Below are 24,400 nucleotides of genomic sequence, written 5' to 3'. Positions count from 1 at the left end.
AATATGAAACAAACGGTCCTTTTTATTTGCCTGATCTTTCTACTGCAAGCCGCCAGGGCAGCAGATGTGGATACTGTTAACATTTCCAGTGCCAAAATGCACCGGAGCTATAAATGTGTAGTCATTACACCTGCTTCTTATAAGGATGCCAAACAACGCTATCCTGTAGTTTACCTGTTGCATGGTTACAGCGGTAACTATGCCGACTGGATCACGAAAGTTCCGGCTGTGAAAGAACTGGCGGATACCTATCAGTGTATGATCGTATGTCCGGATGGCGCCTTCGGTAGCTGGTATTTCGACAGCCCGGTAGATAGTTCCATGCGTTTTGAAACCTATGTAGGAAAGGAGATTCCGGCGTATATTGATAAGCACTACAAGACCTTAGCGGAGCCGCGCTACCGCGCTATTACCGGTCTGAGTATGGGCGGTCATGGCGCTTTATACCTGGCGATCCGTCATCCGGAAATATTTGGCGCCGCCGGAAGCATGAGTGGGGGCGTTGATATCAGACCCTTCCCAAAAAACTGGGACCTGGTAAAAAGACTGGGTGAGCCCGGCCTGAATGGTGCTAACTGGAATGACTACACGGTTATTAACCAGGTGGATCACCTGAAGCAAGGTGCTTTATCGCTGATCATTGATTGCGGGATAAAAGATTTTTTTATTGATGTGAACCGCAACCTGCATCAGCGGTTGTTGCAACTGGGCATCCTGCATGACTATACAGAAAGGCCGGGCGAGCATACCTGGAACTATTGGGCGAACTCGGTTAACTATCATTTCCTCTATTTTCACCGCTTCTTTCAACAACAGTAATTAAAAAATATAAAAAAATGCCGGTCCTGGATAGGGCCGGCTTTTTTTATGCACGCGATTCAAAATAAGTTTTTGGTTGCCATCAATGGGCGACATCCCACCAGAGACGGGTACCGCCAACGTCTTTCTGCACGCTTAATGTGGATATTGCCTTTTGTATGGCGCCACTATTGGTTGCATATTCATTGCTTGGGAACGTAGCACGACGGATGAAATCTTTTGTACTGATATTACCATTGCTATTGTTAATCACCACAGGAAAAAGTTTGGGGTATCCTGTTCTGCGGAATTCGGACCATGCTTCCTGACCTTCGGGATACATCGCAATCCATTTCTGTGTAATGATGCGTTCCAGCTTTTTTTCAAGCGGAGCGGCATCATCCCATTTGATGGTTATGGTACTGAGGTTGGGGGAGCCGGCCGGAATATCGTTCTGTCCAGGTGTGATTGCCTTGGGATCTACGTATGGCTTGGGTTTCAGCACATTATTGTTATAGTAGGCAGTGGCATCACCGAGCTTGTACTGGTCAAATGATTGCTGAATACCCTGCTGATAATTGGTTTGGGCGTTGCCTGCGCCAGCCCAGCCGCGTATTGCTGCTTCTGCTTTCAGGAACCAGGCTTCTGCCGCCGTCATCAGCTGTATTTTGCTGGCGAAGGTGGTCAGTAATGAGTAGTCCTGATAGCGTTCTTTGGCATCAATGTTAATACCGTTACGGATACCTTTATAAGTACCGGCTACTTTCGGATCGGTCGCCTTTTCATAGTATTTGGGCAGGCGCGGATCATTATAGCCGCCCATGATAGATTCTGCCGGTGCTCCCATACGTATATCCCCCCACGAACTATTGATCGTATTCAGTGGATGCGTAGTAGCGCCGATGTCTACCAGGAAATTATCTGCGGGATTATCCAGTAATCCCCCGGCATTGGCCAGTGCTGCCTCACCTTCTGTTTTGGCTTTGGCCGGATCGATGTTTGCAACGCGGATGGCTAAACGTAAACGTAAAGTGTTGGCAAATTTTAACCACTGGGCATACTTACCACCATATACGAGATCTGCTTTGGTAAAAAGTACGCTACCGGGTTTATCTTTAATAGTGGTAAAGATATCAATGGCTTCTTTCAGGTCATCAAAGAAAGCATAGTAGGCATCTTTCTGACTATCCAGGTCTACGGTTCCATCTTCATTGGGCGCATTATATTTTGTGTAGATGATGGGGCCGAAGATATCACTTACCCTATGTAAACCTTCTACACGAAGTACTTTAGACATCGCATATGCTTCCGGGAATTTCTCTTTGGAGAAGTTGCCTGCTTTGTAGGCGGGGTTCATCACACTGCTATAGGCAGTATTCCAGGAGGCGCTTACCCAGCCATCTATCAGAGCATAATTGGCATTATTAATATTTCCGCCGAAGGGAGTGGGCGGCATCATGTAGCCACTGTAAATGTCTCCCAGCAGGTTTTGCTGTAACTGGAAAGTAGGTACCGGCTGGTACAGGTAAATGCTACGTTGCGCCTGTTGTAATTGTGCTGCTACGATGGCGAAATCTCCTTCCAGGTCTTTATCTGTAGATCCGTATGGGTTTTTATTGATCTCCTCAAAATTCTTGGTACAGCTGCTAAAGCTCAGTACGGCCGCTGTTATGACCAAACCTGCTTTTATGAATGTTTCATATTTCATAGCTCAATTTTTTTGTTGTTCTGAATCAGGTTAAAACGCACATTTCAGGTTCAGGCCAAAGCTGCGGGTAGATGGCAAACCAAATACATCCACACCCTGTACACCATTATCTGTACTCATACTCATTTCAGGATCGTAAGGCGCTTTTTTTGTGAAGAAGAACAGGTTACGTCCCACCAGACCAATTTTCAGGTCTTTTATGAAAGTGGCGTGTAAAGGAATAGTATAACCAATGGCCAGTTCTCTCAAACGCACGTTGGTAGCATCGTACATGTAGTATTCCGTAATACCGGCACGACCGCCCACTACACCATAAAAAGTACTTGCAGGTATTTTACCGGAGAATTTACCACCGCTTGCTTTGGTCGCCGCAATGTCTACGCCGCCGTTGTCGCGGGCATTTTCAGTAGCTTGTGATACACCATATTCATCCAGCATAGCCTGTGTGATACTCATGACTTTACCACCAAAACGACCGTCTATAAGAACATTCAGACTAAATTGTTTGAAAGTAAGGGTGTTGTTCCAACCCAACAGGAATTTTGGTGTAGGGTTACCGAGGAAAGACTGCGCACCGGTTGCTGTCATCGGTTTGCCGGCATCATCCACCATAATGGAACCATCTTCCGCGCGCTGGAATTTCACCCCATAGATATCGCCAAAGGAACTGCCTTCGTGTAATTTCAGCGTATAGCTGTTTACGTTATCTCCTTTTGGTGTGATGGTATAATCACCTCTTAACTGCGGCGCCAGTTCAATCAGCTTATTCCTGTTATGTGTGAAGTTGAAAGTTGTTTGCCAGGTCAGATTCTTTTGTTTGATAACCTGGTAGCCGAGCGACGCTTCTATGCCGGTGTTTTGTACGTTACCTGCATTCACAAAAGCATTGGGATACAGGTAGCCGGAAGAGATCAGGAAGTCGAAGTATTGATCTTTTGTATGAGAGTTATACCAGGTGAAATCGAAATTCAGGCGGTTGTCCATGAAGCGCCATTCTGTTCCTATCTCTACAGAAGTAGTCATTTCAGGTTTCAGCGATCTGTTAAGATAAGCACCGGAAGTATTGGAGGTCAACACACCGGATGTGATGGTATTAACAGGCAAGGTGGAAAAGGCCGCTACATCGTTCCCTACTTTGGCATAGGACACGCGCACTTTGGAGTAGTCTATAAATGCAGGCATGTGGAACACATCACTGATGATGGTGTTGAGTCCTGCTGAATAGTAGAGGTATCCTTTTTTTACATTGGGCGTATACGCCAGGGTGGATGACCAGTCGTTACGTGCGGTCAGATCCAGGAAAACTTTTTCACTCAGGTTGAAGCCTACGGTACCAAATACTGACTGTAGCTGCCTTCTCTGTCCCTGGTTGAAAATTTTTGCAGCAGGGTTGAGGTTCACGTTACCAATGTGGAACTGGTTGGCGAATGCCAGATCTGCATCTTTGGAATCTACAAAAGTACGGTCCTGTTTCAGGTCAGTAATACTGGTACCACCCGTGAAGCTGAAACCGATTTTGTCAGACAGTCTGGTATTACCCACCACTAACAAATCACCATAATACTGGGTACTGCTCAGATAATCATAGGTATAACGACCATTGGCATCCGCAATAGTGGTTTGTGTACCGGCATTTGCTTTTAATTCATACTTATCCCATGACTTATTCACATTACCACGTGCCTGAATACTCAGCCAGCTGTTGAGGGAATATTTTAATGCCAGTGATGCGATCAGGTTATCCTTGCGGTTTTCCGTGATGTTCCTGTTTAGTATCCAGTAAGGGTTTTGCTGGGAATCCTGTCCGACCAGTTTTTTATCGGCATTCAGGTTCCACCAGTCCTGGAGATACATATTACGTGTAGGAGAAAAGTACTCGTAGTTATTTTTATATTGATTGAAATCCAATCCTCTTGGAAACAGGTACAAACCTGTCAGCGCATTATAATATAAGCCGGATGTAGGGCGGTTATGCGCGTTTTGTGTTGTCATCTGCACATTCGCGTCCAGGTTCAGTTTATCATTCAGGAAGTTGGCGTTTTCCCTGAAATTAAGCGTATGCTGTCCGAATTTGGCCGTTGGCACAATGCCACTGTTGGTGGTATTGGAATAAGAGAAATAGGTCTGTGCTTTTTCAGTGCCGCCGGAAACATTGATGGAGTTGATCCAGGTGCTGCCGTTTTTGAAAAAGTCTTTTACATGATCAGGGCTGCTACCTTTATCACCCCAGCTGTAAAGGTTGCCGGGCGTGGATTGCAGGTAACTGTACTGCAGGTCAGGACGGTAGGAAGGCTGATCAACCGTGAAGTTGGAAGAAAAAGTAATTTTAGCCTGACCTGCTTTACCTTTTTTAGTTGTGATCATGATAACGCCATTGGCGGCCTGACTACCATACAGTGCAGATGCAGAAGCACCTTTGAGTACGTTTACACTTTCAATATCATCTGGATTGATGGTACTTAATATATCACCGCCATCGCGACCCCCGGAAGACGCACCGCTGGACTGGCCCCATAGGTCAGTAGGCTGTGCGCTGGTGAAGTTAGCCACCGGTACGCCATCAATTACATACAATGGTTGATTTTCACGGATAGATTTCTGTCCGCGTAATACTACTCTCGAGGAGCCTCCCACACCGGATGCACTCCGGTTGATTTGCAGGCCGGAAACCTTGCCGGACAAGCTATTGATAACATTGGTTTCTTTTACTACAGTGAGTTCATCACCCTTTACCTGTTGGGTGGAGTAGGTGAGATCTTTTGCTTTACGTTGAATGCCGAGTGCGGTTACAACCAGTTCATTCAACCCTTTTACATTATCGTCCAGTTTTGCGTTAATAGTAGTGTTGCTTCCAACGGTCATCTCTCTGACAGCAAAACCTACAGAGCTGAAAACCAGTATGTCACCAGCTTTGGCACTGATGTGGTAGTTTCCTTCTGCATTTGTTTGCGTACCCTTGTTACCTCCTTTTATCTGTACGGTAACACCTGGCAGTAAATTGCCTTTGTTATCGCGTACAGTGCCGCTGATTTCCCTTTCCTGTAAGATGCTACGAAATGAAGCTGTGGGCAGATAAGTATAGCCGGCAGCCTTCGCATATGCATGGTCTGCTAATATGGAAGTGAGCGCCAGTCCTGTTACAGCACACACTTTCATAAGGCGTAGGTTTGTTTTCATACATGCCTTTTTATTGGTTAATAATGGGATTTTTATATGTTGGATAATTATGTCCATCTGTAATGATATACCTGGTGAATAATGATGCCTGTTGAAAAAAATAGTATGCCCTTTAGCATGATGTGAATCATCCTTTATCGCTTTATAATAAAAAGGGACGTGGGTTGTATGCGCCGGGACCAGGCGGCGCGCAGTACCGCCGCCTGATTGGCTTATTAAAATAATATGGTAGATTTTGGTTGAAAAATCCCGGCTATATTTATTCTGCGATGTTATCCTTACATGAAATACAATTTTTAGTTATTGCTATGGATATAACTACAGCAAGGAAGTCGGATGATGGGGAAAGAAGTACTATCGTTTTAAAAAAAAAATTTTGTTGTTTGTTTAAGGAGGAACAGCTATTTATCTCAGATCCCACCACAATGGGGTGCCCCCGGTGTCCGGACCCTTCAGGGTACTCACCGCGCGGGCTACTGCTTTGGGATTGGTAATAAGTTCTATCTGCGGCATTGGCAGTCTGCGTATAAATTTTTCTGTGGAGATAGTACCGCCACTGTTATTGATGACCACCGGAAATAATCTGGGGTAGCCGGTACGACGAAACTCAGTCCAGGCTTCCTGTCCTTCCGGGAACATGGCGATCCATTTCTGGGTGATGATGCGTTCCAGCTTTTGCTGGGTGGAAGCCTGCTCTTCCCATTTGATGGTGATGGTGCTTAGATGCGGATCGCCGGCCGGTACATTGTTCTGTGCATTCTGTGGGTCGAGGTATGGAATGGGCTTGTTGGTGTTGTTATTCGTATAATCATCTACGTTAGTGATGTGGTATTGGTTAAAAGAAGTGCGGATACCATTTTTGTAATTATCTGCTGCAACACCGGCTCCCCGCCAGCCATAGAGGGCGGCTTCTGCTTTCAGGAACCAGGCTTCTGCGGCCGTCATAAACTGAATTTTATTTTCAAATTTCACCAGCATGGAAAAACCTGAATATTCTTCTTTGGCGGAGATATTGATACCATTGCGGATACCATGGTACTCATTCACGCCACCATCCGTATGCACGAAATAATGCGGTAGCCGCGGATCCTTATAACCCACCAGGATAGACTCCATGGGGGCGCTCATCCGCAGATCGGCCCACGTATAGCACATGATGTTGAGGGGATGTGTAACAGGTGATATGTCTACGGCAAAATTATCTTCCGGGTCCTGCAACAGCCCTAAAGGATGCTGCAGGGCTGCTTCTCCTTCAGCTTTCGCTTTCTCCGGGTTTATCCCAGAAATCCTGATAGCTAACCGTAAACGTAGTGTATTGGCAAACTTTACCCATTTTGTATAATCGCCTTTGTATACTAGATCAAAGTTTGTAAACCGTGGAGTGGCATTGGCCTGCGCATAGCCTGTCAATATTTTGATAGCCTCATCCAGGTCCTGGAAAAAGGCGTCATAAGCGGCTTCCTGTGAGTCGTAGTCTACACTTTTATCTGCATTGATAATACCATAATGGGTATAGATAATAGGACCGTAGATATCGCTGATGCGGTGCATGGCTTCTACTTTAATAATCTGTGCCCATGCATAAAAATCGGGATAAGTATCTTTCGATTTCTCCTGTGCAAAATTGCAGGACTTCATCACATTGGCGTAGGTGATCCGCCAGGGTGCATTGTTCCAGTAATAAAGGAGCCCATAGTTTGCGTTGTTGATATTGCCTTCAAATGGTGTGGGCGCCATCATGTACCCGGAAAAAATATCTGCATTGAGGTTCTGTTGCAATTGCGCGGTAGGAGGGTCATTGTAAATGAGCAGGTTCAGCTGCGCCTGCGACAGCGGCTCACCCATCAGCTGATAATCTGCTTTCAACTCGTCTTCTGCAAAGTCGAAAGGATTTTTGTTGATCTCATCAAACTTTTTAGTACAACCGCTTCCCAGTAAAATGGCTATGACAGCCAATAATGCCGGATGTCTCCAATGTTTCATTTGCGCGTGATTTAAAATCCTACTTTTAAATTGATCCCCATACTCCGCACCGGCAGTAAGCCGAATACATCCACGCCTTGCAGGCCATTTCCTGTACCCATCGATACTTCCGGATCGAACGGCGCATGCAGCTGGAAAAAGAAGAGATTTCTTCCTATGATGCCTGCCCGCAGATTACGCACCCATTTCCATTTCAACGGAATGCGGTAACTGAGGCTCAACTCCCGCAAACGGATATTGGTGGCATCATACATATACATTTCTCCAATACCCGCCCTTCCGCCAATGGTGGTGTAATATGTCTGCGCATCTACCTTCCCGGTGAAAGGCGTACCATTTTCGTACACGGCATCGATGGCAACGCCGCCTTTGTCCCTGGCGTTCGCAGTAACGGCGCTCACGCCATACCAGTCCAGTACCGCCTGTGTAACGCTCATCACCTTGCCGCCGAAACGGCCATCTATCAGAAAACTGAGGGTGAAATTTTTATAGTCGATACTGTTATTCCAGCCCAGTGTAAAATCAGGATTTGGATTGCCTACTTTTTTAAAGGCCGCATGCGTCTTTAATTTTCCCTGCTCATCAATGATCAACTGGCCTTTCTCATTCCGCAGTAATTCTTTATTGGAGTAAATGTCGCCCCAGGAGCCACCTTCCATGATATAAGACCCAAACATATTCACACCAAAATCAGTAAGACTGAACATGTTGCTGGTATCTGCGCCGGCAATATCCGGATTGCTCAGCGTGATCACTTTATTCCTGTTGGTGGCAAAATTAATAGTGCTGCTCCAGATAACTTCCTTATTGCGTATGGGCGTTAACGTTATCACTGCTTCCAATCCCTGATTCTGTATATTTCCCATGTTGAGATAATAGGTCATGTATTTGGAACCCAACGGGGCAGGGACTTCCATATACTGGTTGAAGTTATTGTTTTTGTAAAAGGTAATGTCTGCGCTTACCCGGTTGTTGAATAACCGGGTTTCAATCCCTGCTTCAAAAGAGTGGTTGTCTTCCGGTTTCAGGTACACACCCGGATAAGGTGTGCGCTGATTCAGCACGACCCTCGTTACACCGGCGATGGTTTGCAGCGTAAAGGGCGCTGGTCTTGATGCGTAGCTGGCAATGTCGTTTCCTACTTTGGCGTATGAAATGCGCGACCGCAGCAGGTTTATTTCCTCAGGCAGTTTAAACAGATCATTCCATACGAATGAAATTCCGGCGGAATAATAGAAGTAACCTTTGCTCATGGTCGGCGTAAAGGCGAAGGTGCTGGACCAGTCATTACGGCCGGTCAGGTCGAGAAACAGGTAGTTTTTAAAACCCAGTTGGGCATTGGCGAATAATGCCTGTAATTGTTTCTGGTCTATATTATGTTGTGCATCCATAGCAGTACTCATAATGTTGGATACAGAAAACTTGTTGGCATAGCTCAGGCCCGGATCGGCATTGGGGTTGGCGCCATTATACGTGCGCTCATGCGCTTTTATATCGGTGATACTTGCGCCCACGTTGCCTGCCAGGTGCAGCCAGTCGTTTATTTTTTTGCTGGCATTTAACATCATGTCCGCATAAAGCTGTGTGTTGAACTCACGTTCCAGCGTATATCTTCCGTTGGAACCCGCCAGCACCACCTGTGTACCGGCATATGCCTCCAGTTCATATTGATCGAGTGATTTGTCAAAGCTGGCGCGCCCCTTAAGCGATAACCAGTTATTGAGCTGATAGGTAAGCGCCAGCATAGCCATACCGCGATACCTGTAATCCAGCCGCAGGTTGCGTTGCAGCGCCCACATCGGATTCTGCTGATCATCCTGCCCTATCCATTTTTTATCATTGCGGATATTCCACCAGTTTTGCATGTACAGATTTCTGCCGGTATCAAAGTATTCAAAGTTGTTTTTATAGTAATCGAAATCCTGTCCGCGTGGAAAAGTGTACAGGCCGGAGATAGGGCTGAAGTACAAACCGGAGGATAACCGGTTTGTTGTTTGCTGCGCCAGGAAAGATACGTTGGCATCCATGACCAGCTTATCATTCAGGAGCTTTAGTGTTTCGCGGAAGTTAATAGTATGGCGGGTAAATTTATTGGTAGGAAGAATCCCTTTGTTGGTTGTATTGGCGTATGAAAAATAGCTTTGTGCTGTTTCGGTGCCGCCACTGAAGGCGATGGTATTGGTCCAGGTGGAACCGGTGTTGTAGAAATGTTTTACATGATCGGGGGCGGTAACAGCTGGGCCCCAACTGCCCAGTGATCCGGGTTGTGGGGTACCTACCCTGTCTGTGCCGGGTGGGTCTGTTTGTCCGTATCGGTATTGCAAACCGGGAAGGAGGGAAGGGGTTTCCAGGGTGAAGTCGGAAGCTACATCAATTTTGCTTTTACCGGGCCGTCCTTTTTTTGTGGTGATAAGGATAACGCCATTCGCTGCCTGGCTACCGTATAAAGCCGCGGCGGAAGCGCCTTTCAGGATACTGATGCTTTCAATATCATCAGGGTTGATGTTGGAGATGCCATCGCCGCCATCGCGGCCGCCGGCGCCAATGATGTTGTTGGATTCCCCCCATACATCCGTGGGTTGCGACGGTGAGAAATTAGCATAAGGTACCCCGTCTACAATGTAGAGCGGCTGGTTTTCGCGGGTGGATTTATTACCCCGCAACACTACTCTAACGGAGCCGCCTATACCGGATGCGCTGCGTGTAATGGTTGCTCCTGCAGCCTTTCCGCTGAGGCTATTGATTACATTGGCATCTTTTACGAGCGAGAGTTCATCGCCATCCAGTTGTTGTGTAGCATAGGGGAGTTCCCTGGCTTTTTTGGAGATGCCCAGGGCGGTGACCACAAATTCACCGAGTGCTTTGATGTTTTGATGCAGTACCACATTTAATTCATTGCCTGTACCTACACTGATTTCCCGGTTCAGAAAACCGACAGAGCTGAAAACAAGCATATCGCCGGGATCGACCTTGATCGTAAAGTCGGCGTCAGCATTCGTTTGCGTGCCTTTGTTACTGTTTTTGATCTGAATGGTAACTCCCGGAAGTGGCGTGCCTTTTGTGTCGCGTACGGTTCCTGTAATTTCTCTTTCCAGGGAAACATGATTCATCAGGTCTACCGTGGTAGATTGGCCGGGGTTATTATCGGCGCCTACAATGATTTTGTTGTTGATACGGGTAAACTTTAATCCGGTTTGTGCAGACAACAACGCTAATACTTCTTCAACAGGTGTTTGGGTACAGGTGAGCGTTACCTTTTTCTTCAGGTTAAGATCAGTTTTGTCGTAATGAAAGTTGAGCCCTGTTTTTATCGAAATTTCGGCCATCACTTCTTCCAGGTTTTTATTTTTTACCTGGATACTGATGACAATAGCTGTTGGCGGATCCTGTATTTGCGTGATTGCGCTAGTCATGGTGTTCAAGCTCCCGGCTAACAACAGTGTCAGCATCAGCCCCATGAATACAAACCATTTCACGGGGTACGGCTTTACCCTCATATGAACTAGTTTTTGTTTACGAGATAAATGGTGTCGTTTTTAATGGTATAAGAAAGTGATTTAGCTAAACAAATAATATCCATCACATCCGTCAGGTTTTCATTTTTGAATAGCCCGGTATATTTCCATTCTGTTTTATTACTCTCATTCATAACGGTTACGCCATAACGATTTTCAATACCTGTCATCACTTCATCGTAAGGGGCATCTTTAAATACCAGGTATCCCTGTTTCCATCCGGTCACTTCTTCCGGTTTTGCAAACACGGTTTTCACCATGCTCAGTAGCTGGCGGTCATAGCTCAGCTGTTCGCTGGGCAACAGGATGAGAGAGTTGGTGGGGTCGTTGCTGTTGGTCAGGCGGTCAATTTTTACTTTACCGCTGATCAGTGCTACGGTTACTTTATTTTCAGTATGATAGGCGCGGATGTTGAAAGAGGTGCCCAGTGCGGTGGTGGAAAGTTCGGGTGTGCGTACCACAAAGCGGCGGGCGGGATCAGGTGCAGCAGTAAAAAAAGCTTCTCCTTCTTCCAGGAAAATACTGCGTTCGGTGGTGCTGAATGTAACCGGGTAGCGCACTTTGCTGCCTGCATTGAGTACAATGGAGCTGCCGTCTTCCAGATGGATGGTTTCTTTGGCGCCTTTGGCGGTAGTGATTTCCACAAAGCCGTTCTTTACTACGCGGCTGCTATTGGCGGCCGGTAATTGGGCTACCTGTTGACCGGCAGAGATGTCAGCAGGCTGGCGGTGGCTATTGAACCAGAACAGGCCGGCAGCCAGCAGGATCACCGCAGCGGCGGCAACCGACCAATGCCATGGCCGCAACTTACGGACACGCGGGGCTGGTGTAATCTGTTCGTTGATACGCAGTTTTACTTCGTTGAGTTGCACATCAAGTACACCTTCATCCGCGATGGTGGACTGGTGGCGGTTGATATGCTCAAACCACTGCGCTATAATTTCCGCTTCCTCCGGTGAGCAACTCCCCTGATTATATCGCTCCAGCAATATTTTTATCTGTTCTGTGTCCACCTGTTAGCGTTTTTTGATGATGGTAAGTCGTATTAACATGGAAATGGTACCATTGACACTTAAAAATTTAATATAGCTATCCGCGGGTGGTGAGGATCAGCGATATGATCAATAATATCATGTCTGTCTGCGCGTAATTGTTTCTCAGGATCTTTAATGCTTTGGTGATCTGGTTCTTAACTGTTTGCTGGGACAGACCAAGCTGGGTGGAGATCTGTTCTATAGACAGGTTTTCAAACCTGCTGAGCATAAAGATTTCCTTCATCCTTCCGGGAAGGTGGTTGATGGCTTCAAACAGTTCCTGTGTTCTGGCTTTATGATCTACGGCATCTGCCACAGAATGCGGTTGTTCATCAAAGTGTTCGATGAGCTGTTGCAGATATTTGCGGTAGGTAGCATTTTTACGGTAAATGTCTATGACCTTGTGACGGGCTGCCTGGTACAGATAAGATTTCAGGGATGTTTGCAGTACCAGTGAATGCCGTTTCTCCCAAAGGGATACAAACAGGTCCTGTAGCACGTCTTTGCTGATTTCTGCGGCATCCAGTTTACTGTATATAAATAAATACAGCATTTTACTGTAACGATCGTAGATGGCATTGAAGGCAATGGTGTTATCACTTTTTAACAGTGATACTAACTGGTTATCTGAATAACTGCTAAACATTGAATTACAGTAGTAACTAGATGTTTTGGTTGAATATTCCTGCAATCAAAGTAAGGATAAAAAATTGATTTATGAATTTTATGATTTACTTATTTATAAATCTCAAAATCTTAAAATTCGTACATCCATAAATCCCAAAATATCATTATGCTTCTTTCAGCCTTAGTTCATTCTTGTATTCCTTGGGTGTTTTTCCTACAATTTCCTTGAAGAAGCGGTTAAAGTTAGAGAGATTTTTGAATCCGCAGGAATAGGCAATTTCGGCGATGGACCAATCTTCTTCGGTCAGCCGTTTACAGGCATGGCCAATACGTACTTCGTTCAGGAACTGTACAAATGATTTTTTGGTACGGTTCTTAAAGAAGCGGCAAAATGACTGTGGCGATAAATTGGTGATGCTGGCAACGTCCTGCAAAGAGATTTCTTTGGAGAAGTTATTCATCACATATTTAAATACTTCGTCAATCTTATGGTTATCCTTCACATTATAGGCATGCGAGTAGCCTGTACTGGCCAGGAAATAGCAATCGCGGGTTTCGGATAATGTTTTCAGGATGCTGAGCAGGGAGATAATCCTGTCCAGTCCTTCTTTTTTAGGGAGAGATAAAATTTCCGGTTTCAGTTTATCATATGTCGCACCTGTGATCTTCATGCCACGCTGGGCGCGGTGAAAAAGTTCGCTCAGGGCCTTTGTTTCGGGGAGGCCGTAAAACTTCTCCCCAAAAATATCTTTTGGGAAATAGATGACAACAGAACGCGCTTTCAGGTTATCGTCTCCTTTATAGTATTCTTCTTCATTATACCATACGTGCGGTATATGTGGGCCAAGAAATACCATATCACCTTCCTCAAAGCTCTCGATGCTGTCTCCTACAATTCTCTTCCCGTGGCTTTCCGTAACAAATACCAGCTCGCACTCCGGATGAAAGTGAAAGGGGGTATTAAAATATGGATCACATCGCTCTATGATGGTGATCTGGTTATCGGCAAAAGCCCCAACTTTAATAAGGATGGGTTTCATTCATGTATTAATTTAGCTACTGTTTTCCTGATAATACCCAATAATAGTATTGCCATTATCCTATGAACATGGGCAAATTATTAAATTTTGGTTAAAAAAATATCATTCTTTGTAAAATGACCCTTACATGTCATAGAAATATGCGGGTAAACCGGCATGCGTGATTTGGCTTGTATTTGGAATAATTAAAGCAAGAATGTAAATTTCACCTTTCATTTTGTAATTTACGCTAGGCTAAATCGATATAGCATTGTTTTCTATGAAAGGAATTTCTATTAAAGATATTGCAAAACAGGCAGGAGTATCTCCTACAACCGTCTCTTTTGTACTCAACGGCAAAGCAAAGGAAAAGAGGATCAGCGAGCAGGTTAGCAAGAAAATACAGAAAATTGCGACCCGGTTAAAGTACAAGCCTAACCAGCTGGCGAGGGGGCTGCGTACCGGAAAAACGAAAACCATCGGGTTAATTGTAGAAGATATTGCCAATAACTTCTTTGCCAGCCTGGCTAAAGTAGTGGAAGATGAAGCCGATAAACACGGCTATAAAGTATTGTACGGTAGCACCGAAGACAATACGGAAAAGGCCAAAGGCTTACTGGAAGTACTCAAATACAGGCAGGTAGATGGTTACATCATTACACCCACCAAAAACCTGGACAAGGAAATTGAATTACTGAAAACAGCCGCCAAGCCCATCATACTGATGGACCGCTATTTTCCGCACGTCAGCTCCCACTATGTGGTAGTAGATAACTATAAAGGCGCGTACAATGTAACCAGCCACCTGGCGAAGCAGGGCTATAAAAAAATAGCCATCGTCACCATCGCTTCCGACCAGATCCAGATGAAAGACAGGCTGGATGGCTATACCCAGGCGCTGAAAGATCATCAGCTTCCTGCAGGTAAAAACCTCGTCAAACGCCTGGCCTTTGAACAGGACCGGGAAAGCTTCAATGCTGAAATTAAAAAGTTCCTGGTCGCCACCAAAGGCATTGATGCGGTGTTTTTCGCCACCAACTACCTTGGTATTTACGGTATCGAAAGCATCCGTTCCCTGGGATGGCAGATCGGCAAACAAATCGGCGTCGTGAGCTTTGATGACCACGATATTTTCCGTCTCCACAGTCCTTCCATCACCTGCGTATCACAGCCCATCGGTGAAATAGGCCGGAATATAGTGGAAGTACTCATGAAAGAACTTAATCACCCTTCTGCTTCCCCTCAACAGATCGTGCTGGAACCTGCACTGATTGTGCGGGAATCTACTACACTTTAATATAATGTCATCTTCAATATAATGGTATCTCCGCTACAGTTGTTCCCTCCGGGACCTATTGCAGCGGAGGTACCATTTTGTTCGGGGATTTTCCATTAAATTCGTATTATAAAGATATACTTATGAGAAAAGTAACCCTTTTTATCGGCGCCCTGCTGATAACTATCAATTGCCTGAAGGCGCAGGATTCTACGGGCCTGTCCCAAACAATCCACACATCCAATATCCTGGATAATTTCAGCGGACTGAAATCTTATTTTGTGGCAACCAGTTTCAGACCGGTGGAAAATACGGTCGGCAGTCCTTACTTATATCCGGATTGGGGGCATCTTTGGCTGGATTCTATGGAGAATAAAGCCGTAAAGTATTCGGTGGTGTATGAGGGAAATCTTGATCTGGAAAAAAATATGCTGATCATTAAGGCGGGTGATTCAAAAGCATTTGCGCCTGAAACAAATGATATCCAGGCTTTTCATCTTCGTAAAGATGATATGGAACAGTCTTTCGTCAGTGTAAAGGCGGATGGTGTTTCCAAATTTATGCAGCGGTTGTCTGCTGGAAAATACTGGCTGGTGAAGGATATTAAAGTGAAACTGGAACGATCCAACTTCGAAGACAAAGGAATGGTACAAACCGGTAAGAAATATGATGAATATAAAAGAGAAGCCAATTATTATCTCCTGAAAGATGGTGTTCCGGTAAAAGTAACTATGAAGAAAAAATCTTTCTTAGCCTCACTGGGAAAGGATCCCAAGGCCCTGGCAACTGCAAAAAAGTTCCTGGATACTTATGATAGCAGCTTTGATGAAAAAGCAATGGTAGGAGCGGTGGATGCCATCAACCATGACCAGGATTAAAAGTGACCAGGATTAAAGGATGATAGGATTTAAAGGATGGGTGTTTTGTTGTTTGATTAAATTTTTTTATAGGAATAAATTCTGTTGTATAGACAGAAATTATTCCTATTTTTTTTCAAAAAAATAAACACTTTTAAAAAAATAAAACAACAAAACACCCATCCTTTAAATCCTATCATCCTTTAATCCTGGTAGTTTTTTATTCTTTCTACATATTTTCTTCTCACCTTTAATAAGATATTAACCAATTATAAAAAAATTGTTAAATCTTTTTTGCACTTCTCATAATAATCCCTAAGTTTGAAACCATTATTTACGCTGAGCAAAAACTTGTCTGTGAAATTGAATTGTGAATAGATATATGCAGGTTTTTTTTTATCACAGGTTGCTAAAACGTTTTACTAAAGGCACTGCGGGCAAGCGGAAAAATAATGGAATGCCAATGGGAGTAATCCCTTGTACAATTTAGTAGCGGAAACCAAATAATATTCATCTGTAATCCTGCGCAATGCAGGGATGCTGTGGTAATGGGGTTTGCCTTGCATTTTTTTTGCTTATGTGACTGATTCACTTGTTATAATTTAAACCAAAAGGAAGCTATGCGAAGATCACTTCTTCTCACCACGTTGCTTTTCTTATGCTGCTGTATTACTGCATGGGCGCAGGATAAGAAAGCTATTACGGGATCCGTAAAAGACGAAAAGGGAACGCCGTTACCCGGTGTTACGGTAAAAGAGAAAGGAACTGCCAACGGTGCCATGTCAGACGGCGACGGAACCTTTAAAGTACAGGTAGCTCCCAACGCCACGCTGGTACTCTCTTATATCGGATTTGTCAACCAGGAAGTAGTTGTAGGGGAACAAACTACTTTATCAATTGTATTAAAAGAAGACAACAAGAACTTAAATGAAGTGGTGGTTACCGCTATGGGTATGAAACGCGAACAGCGTAAACTCGGCTATGCGGTAACTGAACTGAAAGGTGCGGATGTGGCTAAAACCAACTCCATCAACCCAGTATCTGCTTTACAGGGTAAAGTTGCCGGTCTGGACATCTCCGCTGCTGCGGGTGGTCCTGCTGCCGCTCCCCGTATCGTACTGCGTGGCGCCAAATCTTTAAACGGAAAAGATCAACCCATCTTCATCGTGGATGGTGTGATCTTTGAAAATGACGAAAGTGCGGCGGATGTAAACTTCGGTAACGTACTGAAGAACCTCAACCCCGACGATTATGAATCTGTAACTGTGCTGAAAGGCGCCGCCGCCACTGCATTGTACGGTTCACGTGCTATCAATGGCGCCATTCTCATTACTACCAAAAAAGGGAATGCAAGAAAAGGTATAGGCGTTACCGTTAGCCAGACCGCCCAGGTGGAAAAAGTATACCGCGGCGCTATTGACCTGCAAAATAGCTACGGTCAGGGGCTCGACGGAACATATGACAACACCGCCGGTGGTAACAGCTTCGGTTCTTTCATGGACGGCAGCCAGGTGAAACTGGCCAATGGCCTGATGGTGCCTTACTCACCAAAACCAAATAACGCTAAAGATCTTTACCAGACAGGTAAATATTTTAATACCAACGTAGCCATGGAAGGCGGTAATGATAAAGGAACTTTCCGTTTATCTTACTCCCACCTGGACAATAACAGCGTTTCTCCCAACAACAGCTTTGGTAGAAATACTTTTGCTTTCCGTGGATCTTCACAGATATCAAAAGTACTGAGCGCAGATGCGGGTGTTACCTACGCTACCTCCAAAACACTGAATCCTGACCGTCAGGGCGGTGATTATACCAATTATAACATTGGTCGTAAATGGGTGTATGTGTTTCCGCGTAACTATGACCCATCTATCTGGGGCCAACCTGCCAACTACCTCGGCCCACAGGGCGGAAGAGCAGACCTCAACACCAACCCCGGCGCCGATTACTTCTTCCAGCAGGCGTATAACAGCTGGTCACGCAAAGAGTCACTGATTACCGGTAACTTCTCCCTGACTGCTACTGCTACTGACTGGCTGAAATTTGTGGGTAAAGCTAACTTCAGCAGTGAACAAAGTACAGACGAACGTAAAGAAGTGGGTACAGATGCTTACTTCAAAGGTCCTGATGGCCGCTACTCCATTGCAGGGGTGAATAAATCACAATACACCTTTACCGGTATGGCGATGATCACCCCTAAACTGGGTAAGAAATTTGAAGGTAACCTGAACCTGGGTGCGGAAACATGGAACAGCGGGATCGGTAAACAGTACAACAACTATACAGATGGTGGTTTACGTATTCCTTTCCTGTATGATATCAGCAACAGTAACAATGCTTATGTTATCAAGAATGATCCGCTGCTGCGTAAAGTGATTAACTCCGCGTTCTTCGCTGCCAGCCTGTCTTATAACAATGAATTATTCCTGGATATCACCGGCCGTAACGACTGGTCTTCTGCCCTGACTTATCCTAAAGGTAGCCTGGGTCATACCACTAACTCTTACTTCTATCCTTCTGTAAGTAGTGCATGGGAATTTACACAAACACTGAAAAACACATTACCTGAATGGGTAAGCTATGGTAAACTGCGCGCTTCCTACGCAATGGTAGGTGGTGACCTGGATCCATACCAGATCAATACAGGATATTATACTTCCGATTACTTCAGGGGCGCTTCTACCGGCGAAAACCTGCCGATGGTAAATATCTTTAACTCAGATATCCTGCCCAACATGAACCTGAAACCATCTATTTCCAAAAGTGTGGAATTAGGTGCGAATGTCCGGTTCCTGGATAATCGTTTAGGCTTTGACGTTGCCTGGTACCGTACCAACATTACCAACCAGATCATTAATCTACCTACTTCCCTCGAAACAGGTGTTACATCCCGTTACATCAATGCAGGTAGCATGGTAAACAGAGGTATTGAAATTGCGATCAATGCAACACCGATCCAAGGCAAAAGCTTTACCTGGGATGTGAACCTGAATGGTAGCCGTAACAAAAATAAAATCGTCAGCCTCACACCTGGTGTTAACCAGCTGGATCTGAACGAAGACCAGGGCGTAAGAGCTATTGCCACTGTAGGTGGCAGCTATGGCGACCTGGTAACAGACTACGGTTATACCCGCGATGCCAATGGCAAAGCACTGATCACCCTGGGTGGTAGTGACTTCCCGTACAAATTTGTACGTGGCTATTCCGTAGTAGGTAACATTATGCCCGACTTCAACCTCGGTTTGCAGAACACCTTCACTTACAAAAACTGGAACCTGGGTGTATTGATCCAGGCCCGTATTGGTGGCGACTTCTTCTCTGCTTCTCACCAGTATGGTACCGGCAGAGGAACTACTGCTAACACCATGGACGGACGTGATGCAGAACATGGCGGTCTTGCCTGGACAGACGCTTCCGGCAAAAGCCGTAACGATGGTATGATTCCCGATGGTGTATTCCAGACAGGAACCAAGGTTAGCAAAGATGGTCAGGACGTTGTACTGGATGGTATGACTTACAGAGAAGCTTATGAGAAAGGTTATGTATCGCCGGTTACACCTTACCAGTACTATAGTATGATTGGTGAGTGGGGTATCGGTATCCGGGAAGCTTCCGTATTTGATGCTTCTTATGTAGCACTCCGTGAATTATCACTCGGCTATTCCCTGCCAACAGACATGGTACAACGCTGGAAACTGAACAGTCTCCGTGTTTCACTGGTAGGCCGTAACCTGGGTTACCTGTTCAACAACCTGCCGGATCACATCAACCCGGAAGCCGTACGTAATAACAAAACGTCTGCTTTCTCTGAGTATGGTGGTGTTCCATTTGTTCGCAACATGGGTTTAACCGTACAGGTAGGATTCTAATAACCGTTTAACAACAAAAAAATGAAAATGAAAGCTGTTAATAAATGGGGCATTGGTGTAGCAGTAGCTGGTTTGATGCTGGGCTCCTGTACAAAAAACTTTGAGGATATCAATACAAGTCCGGTTATCAGTGATGAAGCGCCCCCGGAACTATTGATCACACAATCTGTAAAAAGCATAGTAGACCGCGATTTTGACTGGTTCTACGATTGCTATCAATACCAGATGCAATGGTTGCAGTTTGCTACTGCTGCACCGGGTTCATCTCCCACTGGTCTTTTCAGTCCTAATAATACCAACGATTTTTATAATGCCTTTTATAAAAACGTAGGCCGCAACCTGGTGGAAATTGAAGATATGGTGGGCAGAAAGCCAGCGGAAGAAAAAGTACAATACAGCAACATGCTGGCTATCGCCAAGATCATGAAGGTGTATTCCGCGTGGAGAGTAGCAGATGCGAATGGTAGTATTCCTTACAGTGAAGCTTTCAAAGCCCGCACAGATGGCAACTTTACTCCTGCATATGATACCCAGGAATTATTGTTTGCCACCTGGGATGCAGAGCTGAAAGCTGCGGTAGAAACACTCAGCAGCAAATTAGCTTCTCAGGCCAACTACGGCGCTAATGATATTTTTTATAGCGGCAACGAAAGTAAGTGGGCCAAAGCGGGTAATGTGCTACGCATAAAAATTGCCATGCGCCTGCTGAAAAGAGCACCGGAAAAAGTAGCGCCTATCGTAAAAGATGCGATGAGCAATACAGCCGGTCTGTTTACGTCCAATGACGATGAATGGAAATTCATCTCTGCTGCACAGGGCTTTGCCCGTGGCGGCAACTGGGCGATGGACAATAGTCCGCTGTCTGCCAGCAGAAACATGTTGGATTACATGTACAACAATAATGATCCGCGCCTGGGTATCTTCTATGAAAAGAACAGTTACACAGAGGCGCTGGTGGATAGTTTGAAAGCCGGTGGTGCATTAAGCGCCAATGCTACCTATAATCCACGCCGCTATTTCGGATTACCGTCCAGCCCCGATAGCAGAGCGGTAAAAGCCGACAGCGTTATCTTTAACGTGAAGCGTTATACGATGGTGTTTGGAAAAGATACCATTACCCGCAGGGTAGATACCGTATCTTCCGTGCAACGCAGGTTATTCAACCTGGCTGCCGAAAACGCCGGTACTAATGGTGCGCGTTACATACAACCTATCCTTACTTATGCGGAACAATGCTTCATGCTGTCTGAACTGGCAGTACGCGGTATTGCGCAGGGTGATCCGAAAGCGTTGTATGAAAAAGGTATCGAAGCATCTATGGATGCTTACAGCCAGATAGGTAAAGAAGCCAAAATTCAGGACTATGCAGCATTGGATGCAGCGGCTGTACAGGCGTATATCAATACCCCCGCTGTTGCCTTTGCAGGCGCTACAGATGTGTTGCTGGAAAAGATCAATATTCAGAACTTCCTGAACCACTTCAAGTCTCCATGGGAGGCATGGGGCGCCTGGAAGAGAACCGGTATTCCTAAAGAAGGCGGTATCCTGGCTTTTGAACCCATGAAAGTATCAGGACAGTCTGTTGCCGTACCACGTCGCTGGTTACTGCCGCAACCTACTATTGCCAATCAAACCAACTGGAGAAATGCCATTATTGAAATGCAGAAAACCGGTGAATACGGTTCGAACGATAATGACTTTACCGGCCGCGTATGGTGGGACAAGAAATAAATAAAAAAACCGGGGGAACCCGGTTTTTTTATTTACGAATTTTTTGATTTTTTGATTTAGGAATTTGGAAATGCAGCGGAGATCAACCTTTGATGTAAAATCAAAAAATTGATCTCCGCTGCATTTCCAAATTCCTAAATCAAAAAATCAAAAAATTCGTAAATCAGTTTATCATTCCTTTGATCTCGCTCAGCTTCAGCAGGGCTTCTACGGGTGTTAGCCTGTTTATGTCCACGAGGTCAAGTTTTTCCCGGATCATTTTAAAGGTGTCGCTGTGTGCATCAAAGATGTTTAGTTGCAGCTGCTGCGTGGGTGTGGAGATGTTCTTCACATTTTTTTGCAGGGGTGCATGGATATGTTTTTCTTCGAGATGCGCTAATACTTCGTTGGCACGGTCAATCAGTTCCGGTGGCATACCGGCCATGCGTGCCACATGAATACCAAAGCTGTGGCGGCTTCCGCCAGGCGCCAGTTTACGCAGGAAAATAATTTTATTGCCTGATTCCATATTAGTGATATGGAAGTTCTTTACACGATCGTGTTTATTTTCCAGTTCATTCAGTTCATGGTAGTGCGTGGCGAATAATGTTTTGGGCCGGTGCGGTGTCATATCATGGAGGTATTCCACGATACTCCATGCAATAGAGATGCCGTCGTAGGTGCTGGTACCCCTTCCTATTTCATCCAGGATAACAAGACTGCGCGGCGTGATTGTATTGATAATGCTGGCCGTTTCGTTCATTTCTACCATGAAGGTGGATTCACCACCACTCAGGTTATCGGAAGCGCCAACGCGGGTAAATATTTTGTCGGTAAGTCCTATTTCCGCGCTGGTGGCGGGCACGAAGCTGCCCATATGCGCCATCAAAGTGATGAGGGCCGTTTGTCTTAACAGGGCCGACTTACCACTCATGTTGGGTCCGGTGAGGATAATGATCTGCTGTGATTCCTTATCGAGCTGCATATCATTGGCTACGTAGGCTTCTCCGGCAGGCAGTCCTCTTTCAATCACCGGGTGGCGGCCTTCGCGGATATCCATGTTAAAGGCATCCGTGATCACCGGGCGGCGGTATTTGTATTGTACGGCATTTTGTGCAAAGCAGCGCAGGCAGTCGATGATGGCAAACATTTGTGCATCCTGCTGCACCGGTTGTATGTATGGTTGTAATGACAGCAGCAGTTCATCGAACAGGCGTGTTTCCAGCGCCAGTATTTTATCTTCCGCACCTACTATCTTTTCTTCATATTCTTTCAGTTCCGGTGTAATGTAACGTTCTGCGTTGGCCAGCGTTTGTTTGCGGATCCAGCTTTCCGGTACTTTATTTTTATGGGTGTTGGTAACTTCCAGGTAATAGCCGAAAACGTTGTTGAAGGCGATTTTCAGGGAAGGGATGCCGGTTGCTTCCGATTCCTTTTGCTGGATTTGCAGCAGGAAATCTTTTCCTTTGGTGGCGATACCCCGGAGTTCATCCAGTTCTGCATTCACGCCTTCGCGGATCACGCCGCCCTTGTTGACCAGTACCGGCGGGTTTTCCATCACCTCATTCAATATTTTGTCGAGGATAGGAGTGCAGGCATCCAGTTTTTCGTTGAGGCGTAACAGGTAGTCGTTGCCGGTATCGGCCAGCAGGGCTTGCACAGCCTGTACCTGCTCCAGGGAGCGGGCCAGTTGCATTACTTCCCGTGGATTGATTTTCCGCAGCGGTATTTTGGATACCAGCCGCTCCAGGTCACCGGTTTGTTTGAGGTGATGCAATAATGTTTTGGAGAGGTCTGTTTCTTTGATAAAGAATTCAACCGTATCCAGTCGTTCGTTGATGGAGGTAATGTCGCGCAGCGGGAATACCAGCCAGCGTTTCAGCAGGCGCGCACCCATGGGCGTAACAGTGTTGTCCAGTACTTTCAGCAGGGTATGGCCGTTTTCCACGCTGCTGTGCAGCAATTCGAGGTTGCGGATGGTGAAGCGGTCCATCCACAGGAAATCTTCCTGGCTGAGACGTTGGATGCGGGTAATATGTTGCAGATGCGGATGCTCCGTATCTTTCAGGTAGTGCATGGTGGCGCCGGCGGCGATGATGGCTTCCGGCATGCCTTCTATCCCGAAACCCTTGAGGGAATGGGTCTGAAAATGTTTCAGCAATATTTCTTCTGCATAAGTGTTGGTAAAGATCCACTCATCCAGGTTGTAAGTATAAAAACGGGTACCAAAGGTGGCTTTGAAATGTTTTTGCTGTTGCCGTGCAAATACAACTTCTGCGGGGCGGAAGCTTTGCAGCAGTTTATCCACATATTCTGTAGAGCCTTCCGCAATGATAAATTCCCCGGTAGAGATATCGAGGAAAGATACGCCGGTGATGTCTCCGCCAAAATGTACGGCTGCCAGGAAGTTATTGCTGGTATTTTCCAGCAGTTTATCATTTACAGCCACACCGGGCGTTACCATTTCGGTGACACCCCGTTTCACAATACCTTTTACCGTTTTGGGATCTTCCAGCTGATCACATACGGCCACACGATAGCCAGCTTTCACCAGCTTATGGAGGTAAGTATCCAGTGAGTGGTGAGGAAATCCTGCCAGGTCCACAAATGTAGCGGAGCCATTGGCCCGCTTGGTGAGTACAATTCCCAGTACCCTGGAGGCTATAACTGCATCTTCATTGAATGTTTCATAGAAATCCCCCACCCGGAAAAGGAGTACCGCATCCGGGTATTTATCTTTGATAGCTTTATGCTGTTGCATAAGCGGCGTTTCTTCCGATTTGCTTTTTGCCATGCCGCAAATATATAAAACTCAGATCATCCA

The 24,400-nt window shown here is 45.7% G+C and carries 13 protein-coding genes; 5 read left to right on the top strand and 8 right to left on the bottom strand.

The window, feature by feature from the left end:
* Positions 1-3: 3 nt before the first annotated feature.
* Positions 4-819 carry an alpha/beta hydrolase family protein gene (locus tag ABQ275_RS18455; RefSeq protein ID WP_349314633.1) on the top strand — a complete coding sequence of 272 codons (816 nt, stop codon included), beginning with the start codon at positions 4-6 and terminating at the stop codon, positions 817-819.
* 82 nt (positions 820-901) lie between these two features.
* Here the strand turns inward: ABQ275_RS18455 and ABQ275_RS18450 are convergent, their stop codons facing one another.
* The 7 genes from ABQ275_RS18450 to ABQ275_RS18420 form a co-directional block, all read right to left on the bottom strand.
* A complete protein-coding gene (locus tag ABQ275_RS18450) occupies positions 902-2,506 on the bottom strand; it encodes a SusD/RagB family nutrient-binding outer membrane lipoprotein (RefSeq protein ID WP_349314632.1) in 1,605 nt (534 codons plus the stop codon).
* A gap of 30 nt (positions 2,507-2,536) precedes the next feature.
* On the bottom strand, positions 2,537-5,683 hold the full coding sequence (locus ABQ275_RS18445; protein ID WP_349314631.1) for a SusC/RagA family TonB-linked outer membrane protein: 3,147 nt from the start codon (positions 5,681-5,683) through the stop codon (positions 2,537-2,539).
* Positions 5,684-6,088: 405 nt separating this feature from the next.
* Complete coding sequence (locus tag ABQ275_RS18440; RefSeq protein ID WP_349314630.1) at positions 6,089-7,666, bottom strand: SusD/RagB family nutrient-binding outer membrane lipoprotein; 1,578 nt, start codon at positions 7,664-7,666, stop codon at positions 6,089-6,091.
* Between the two features lie 11 nt (positions 7,667-7,677).
* Positions 7,678-11,163 (bottom strand): SusC/RagA family TonB-linked outer membrane protein, encoded by a 3,486-nt coding sequence (locus ABQ275_RS18435; protein WP_349314629.1) that lies wholly within the window; start codon positions 11,161-11,163, stop codon positions 7,678-7,680.
* 5 nt (positions 11,164-11,168) lie between these two features.
* Positions 11,169-12,194 (bottom strand): FecR domain-containing protein, encoded by a 1,026-nt coding sequence (locus tag ABQ275_RS18430; protein ID WP_349314628.1) that lies wholly within the window; start codon positions 12,192-12,194, stop codon positions 11,169-11,171.
* A 76-nt stretch (positions 12,195-12,270) separates the two neighbouring features.
* Positions 12,271-12,861, bottom strand: coding sequence for an RNA polymerase sigma-70 factor (locus tag ABQ275_RS18425; RefSeq protein WP_349314627.1), 591 nt, complete (start codon positions 12,859-12,861; stop codon positions 12,271-12,273).
* 145 nt (positions 12,862-13,006) lie between these two features.
* Positions 13,007-13,882 carry an AraC family transcriptional regulator gene (locus ABQ275_RS18420; RefSeq protein WP_349314626.1) on the bottom strand — a complete coding sequence of 292 codons (876 nt, stop codon included), beginning with the start codon at positions 13,880-13,882 and terminating at the stop codon, positions 13,007-13,009.
* 259 nt (positions 13,883-14,141) lie between these two features.
* On the opposite strand from ABQ275_RS18420, the gene ABQ275_RS18415 reads away from it, so the two are divergent.
* The 4 genes from ABQ275_RS18415 to ABQ275_RS18400 all read left to right on the top strand — a co-directional run bounded on the left by ABQ275_RS18415 (position 14,142) and on the right by ABQ275_RS18400 (position 21,597).
* The gene (locus ABQ275_RS18415; protein ID WP_349314625.1) at positions 14,142-15,158 is read left to right on the top strand and encodes a substrate-binding domain-containing protein; all 1,017 of its coding nucleotides are present in this window, start codon (positions 14,142-14,144) and stop codon (positions 15,156-15,158) included.
* Positions 15,159-15,280: 122 nt separating this feature from the next.
* Positions 15,281-16,015, top strand: a complete 735-nt coding sequence (locus ABQ275_RS18410) for a hypothetical protein (RefSeq protein WP_349314624.1) — start codon at positions 15,281-15,283, stop codon at positions 16,013-16,015.
* A 599-nt stretch (positions 16,016-16,614) separates the two neighbouring features.
* Positions 16,615-19,866 carry a SusC/RagA family TonB-linked outer membrane protein gene (locus ABQ275_RS18405; RefSeq protein ID WP_349314623.1) on the top strand — a complete coding sequence of 1,084 codons (3,252 nt, stop codon included), beginning with the start codon at positions 16,615-16,617 and terminating at the stop codon, positions 19,864-19,866.
* A 27-nt stretch (positions 19,867-19,893) separates the two neighbouring features.
* Positions 19,894-21,597, top strand: a complete 1,704-nt coding sequence (locus ABQ275_RS18400) for a SusD/RagB family nutrient-binding outer membrane lipoprotein (protein ID WP_349314622.1) — start codon at positions 19,894-19,896, stop codon at positions 21,595-21,597.
* A gap of 163 nt (positions 21,598-21,760) precedes the next feature.
* Here ABQ275_RS18400 and mutS read toward each other — a convergent pair whose 3' ends face one another.
* Positions 21,761-24,370 (bottom strand): DNA mismatch repair protein MutS, encoded by a 2,610-nt coding sequence (gene mutS, locus ABQ275_RS18395; protein WP_349314621.1) that lies wholly within the window; start codon positions 24,368-24,370, stop codon positions 21,761-21,763.
* Positions 24,371-24,400: the final 30 nt, after the last annotated feature.

This window comes from Chitinophaga sp. MM2321, assembly GCF_964033635.1.
Taxonomy (GTDB): domain Bacteria; phylum Bacteroidota; class Bacteroidia; order Chitinophagales; family Chitinophagaceae; genus Chitinophaga.
This window is presented reverse-complemented; position numbering and strand designations above follow the sequence as displayed.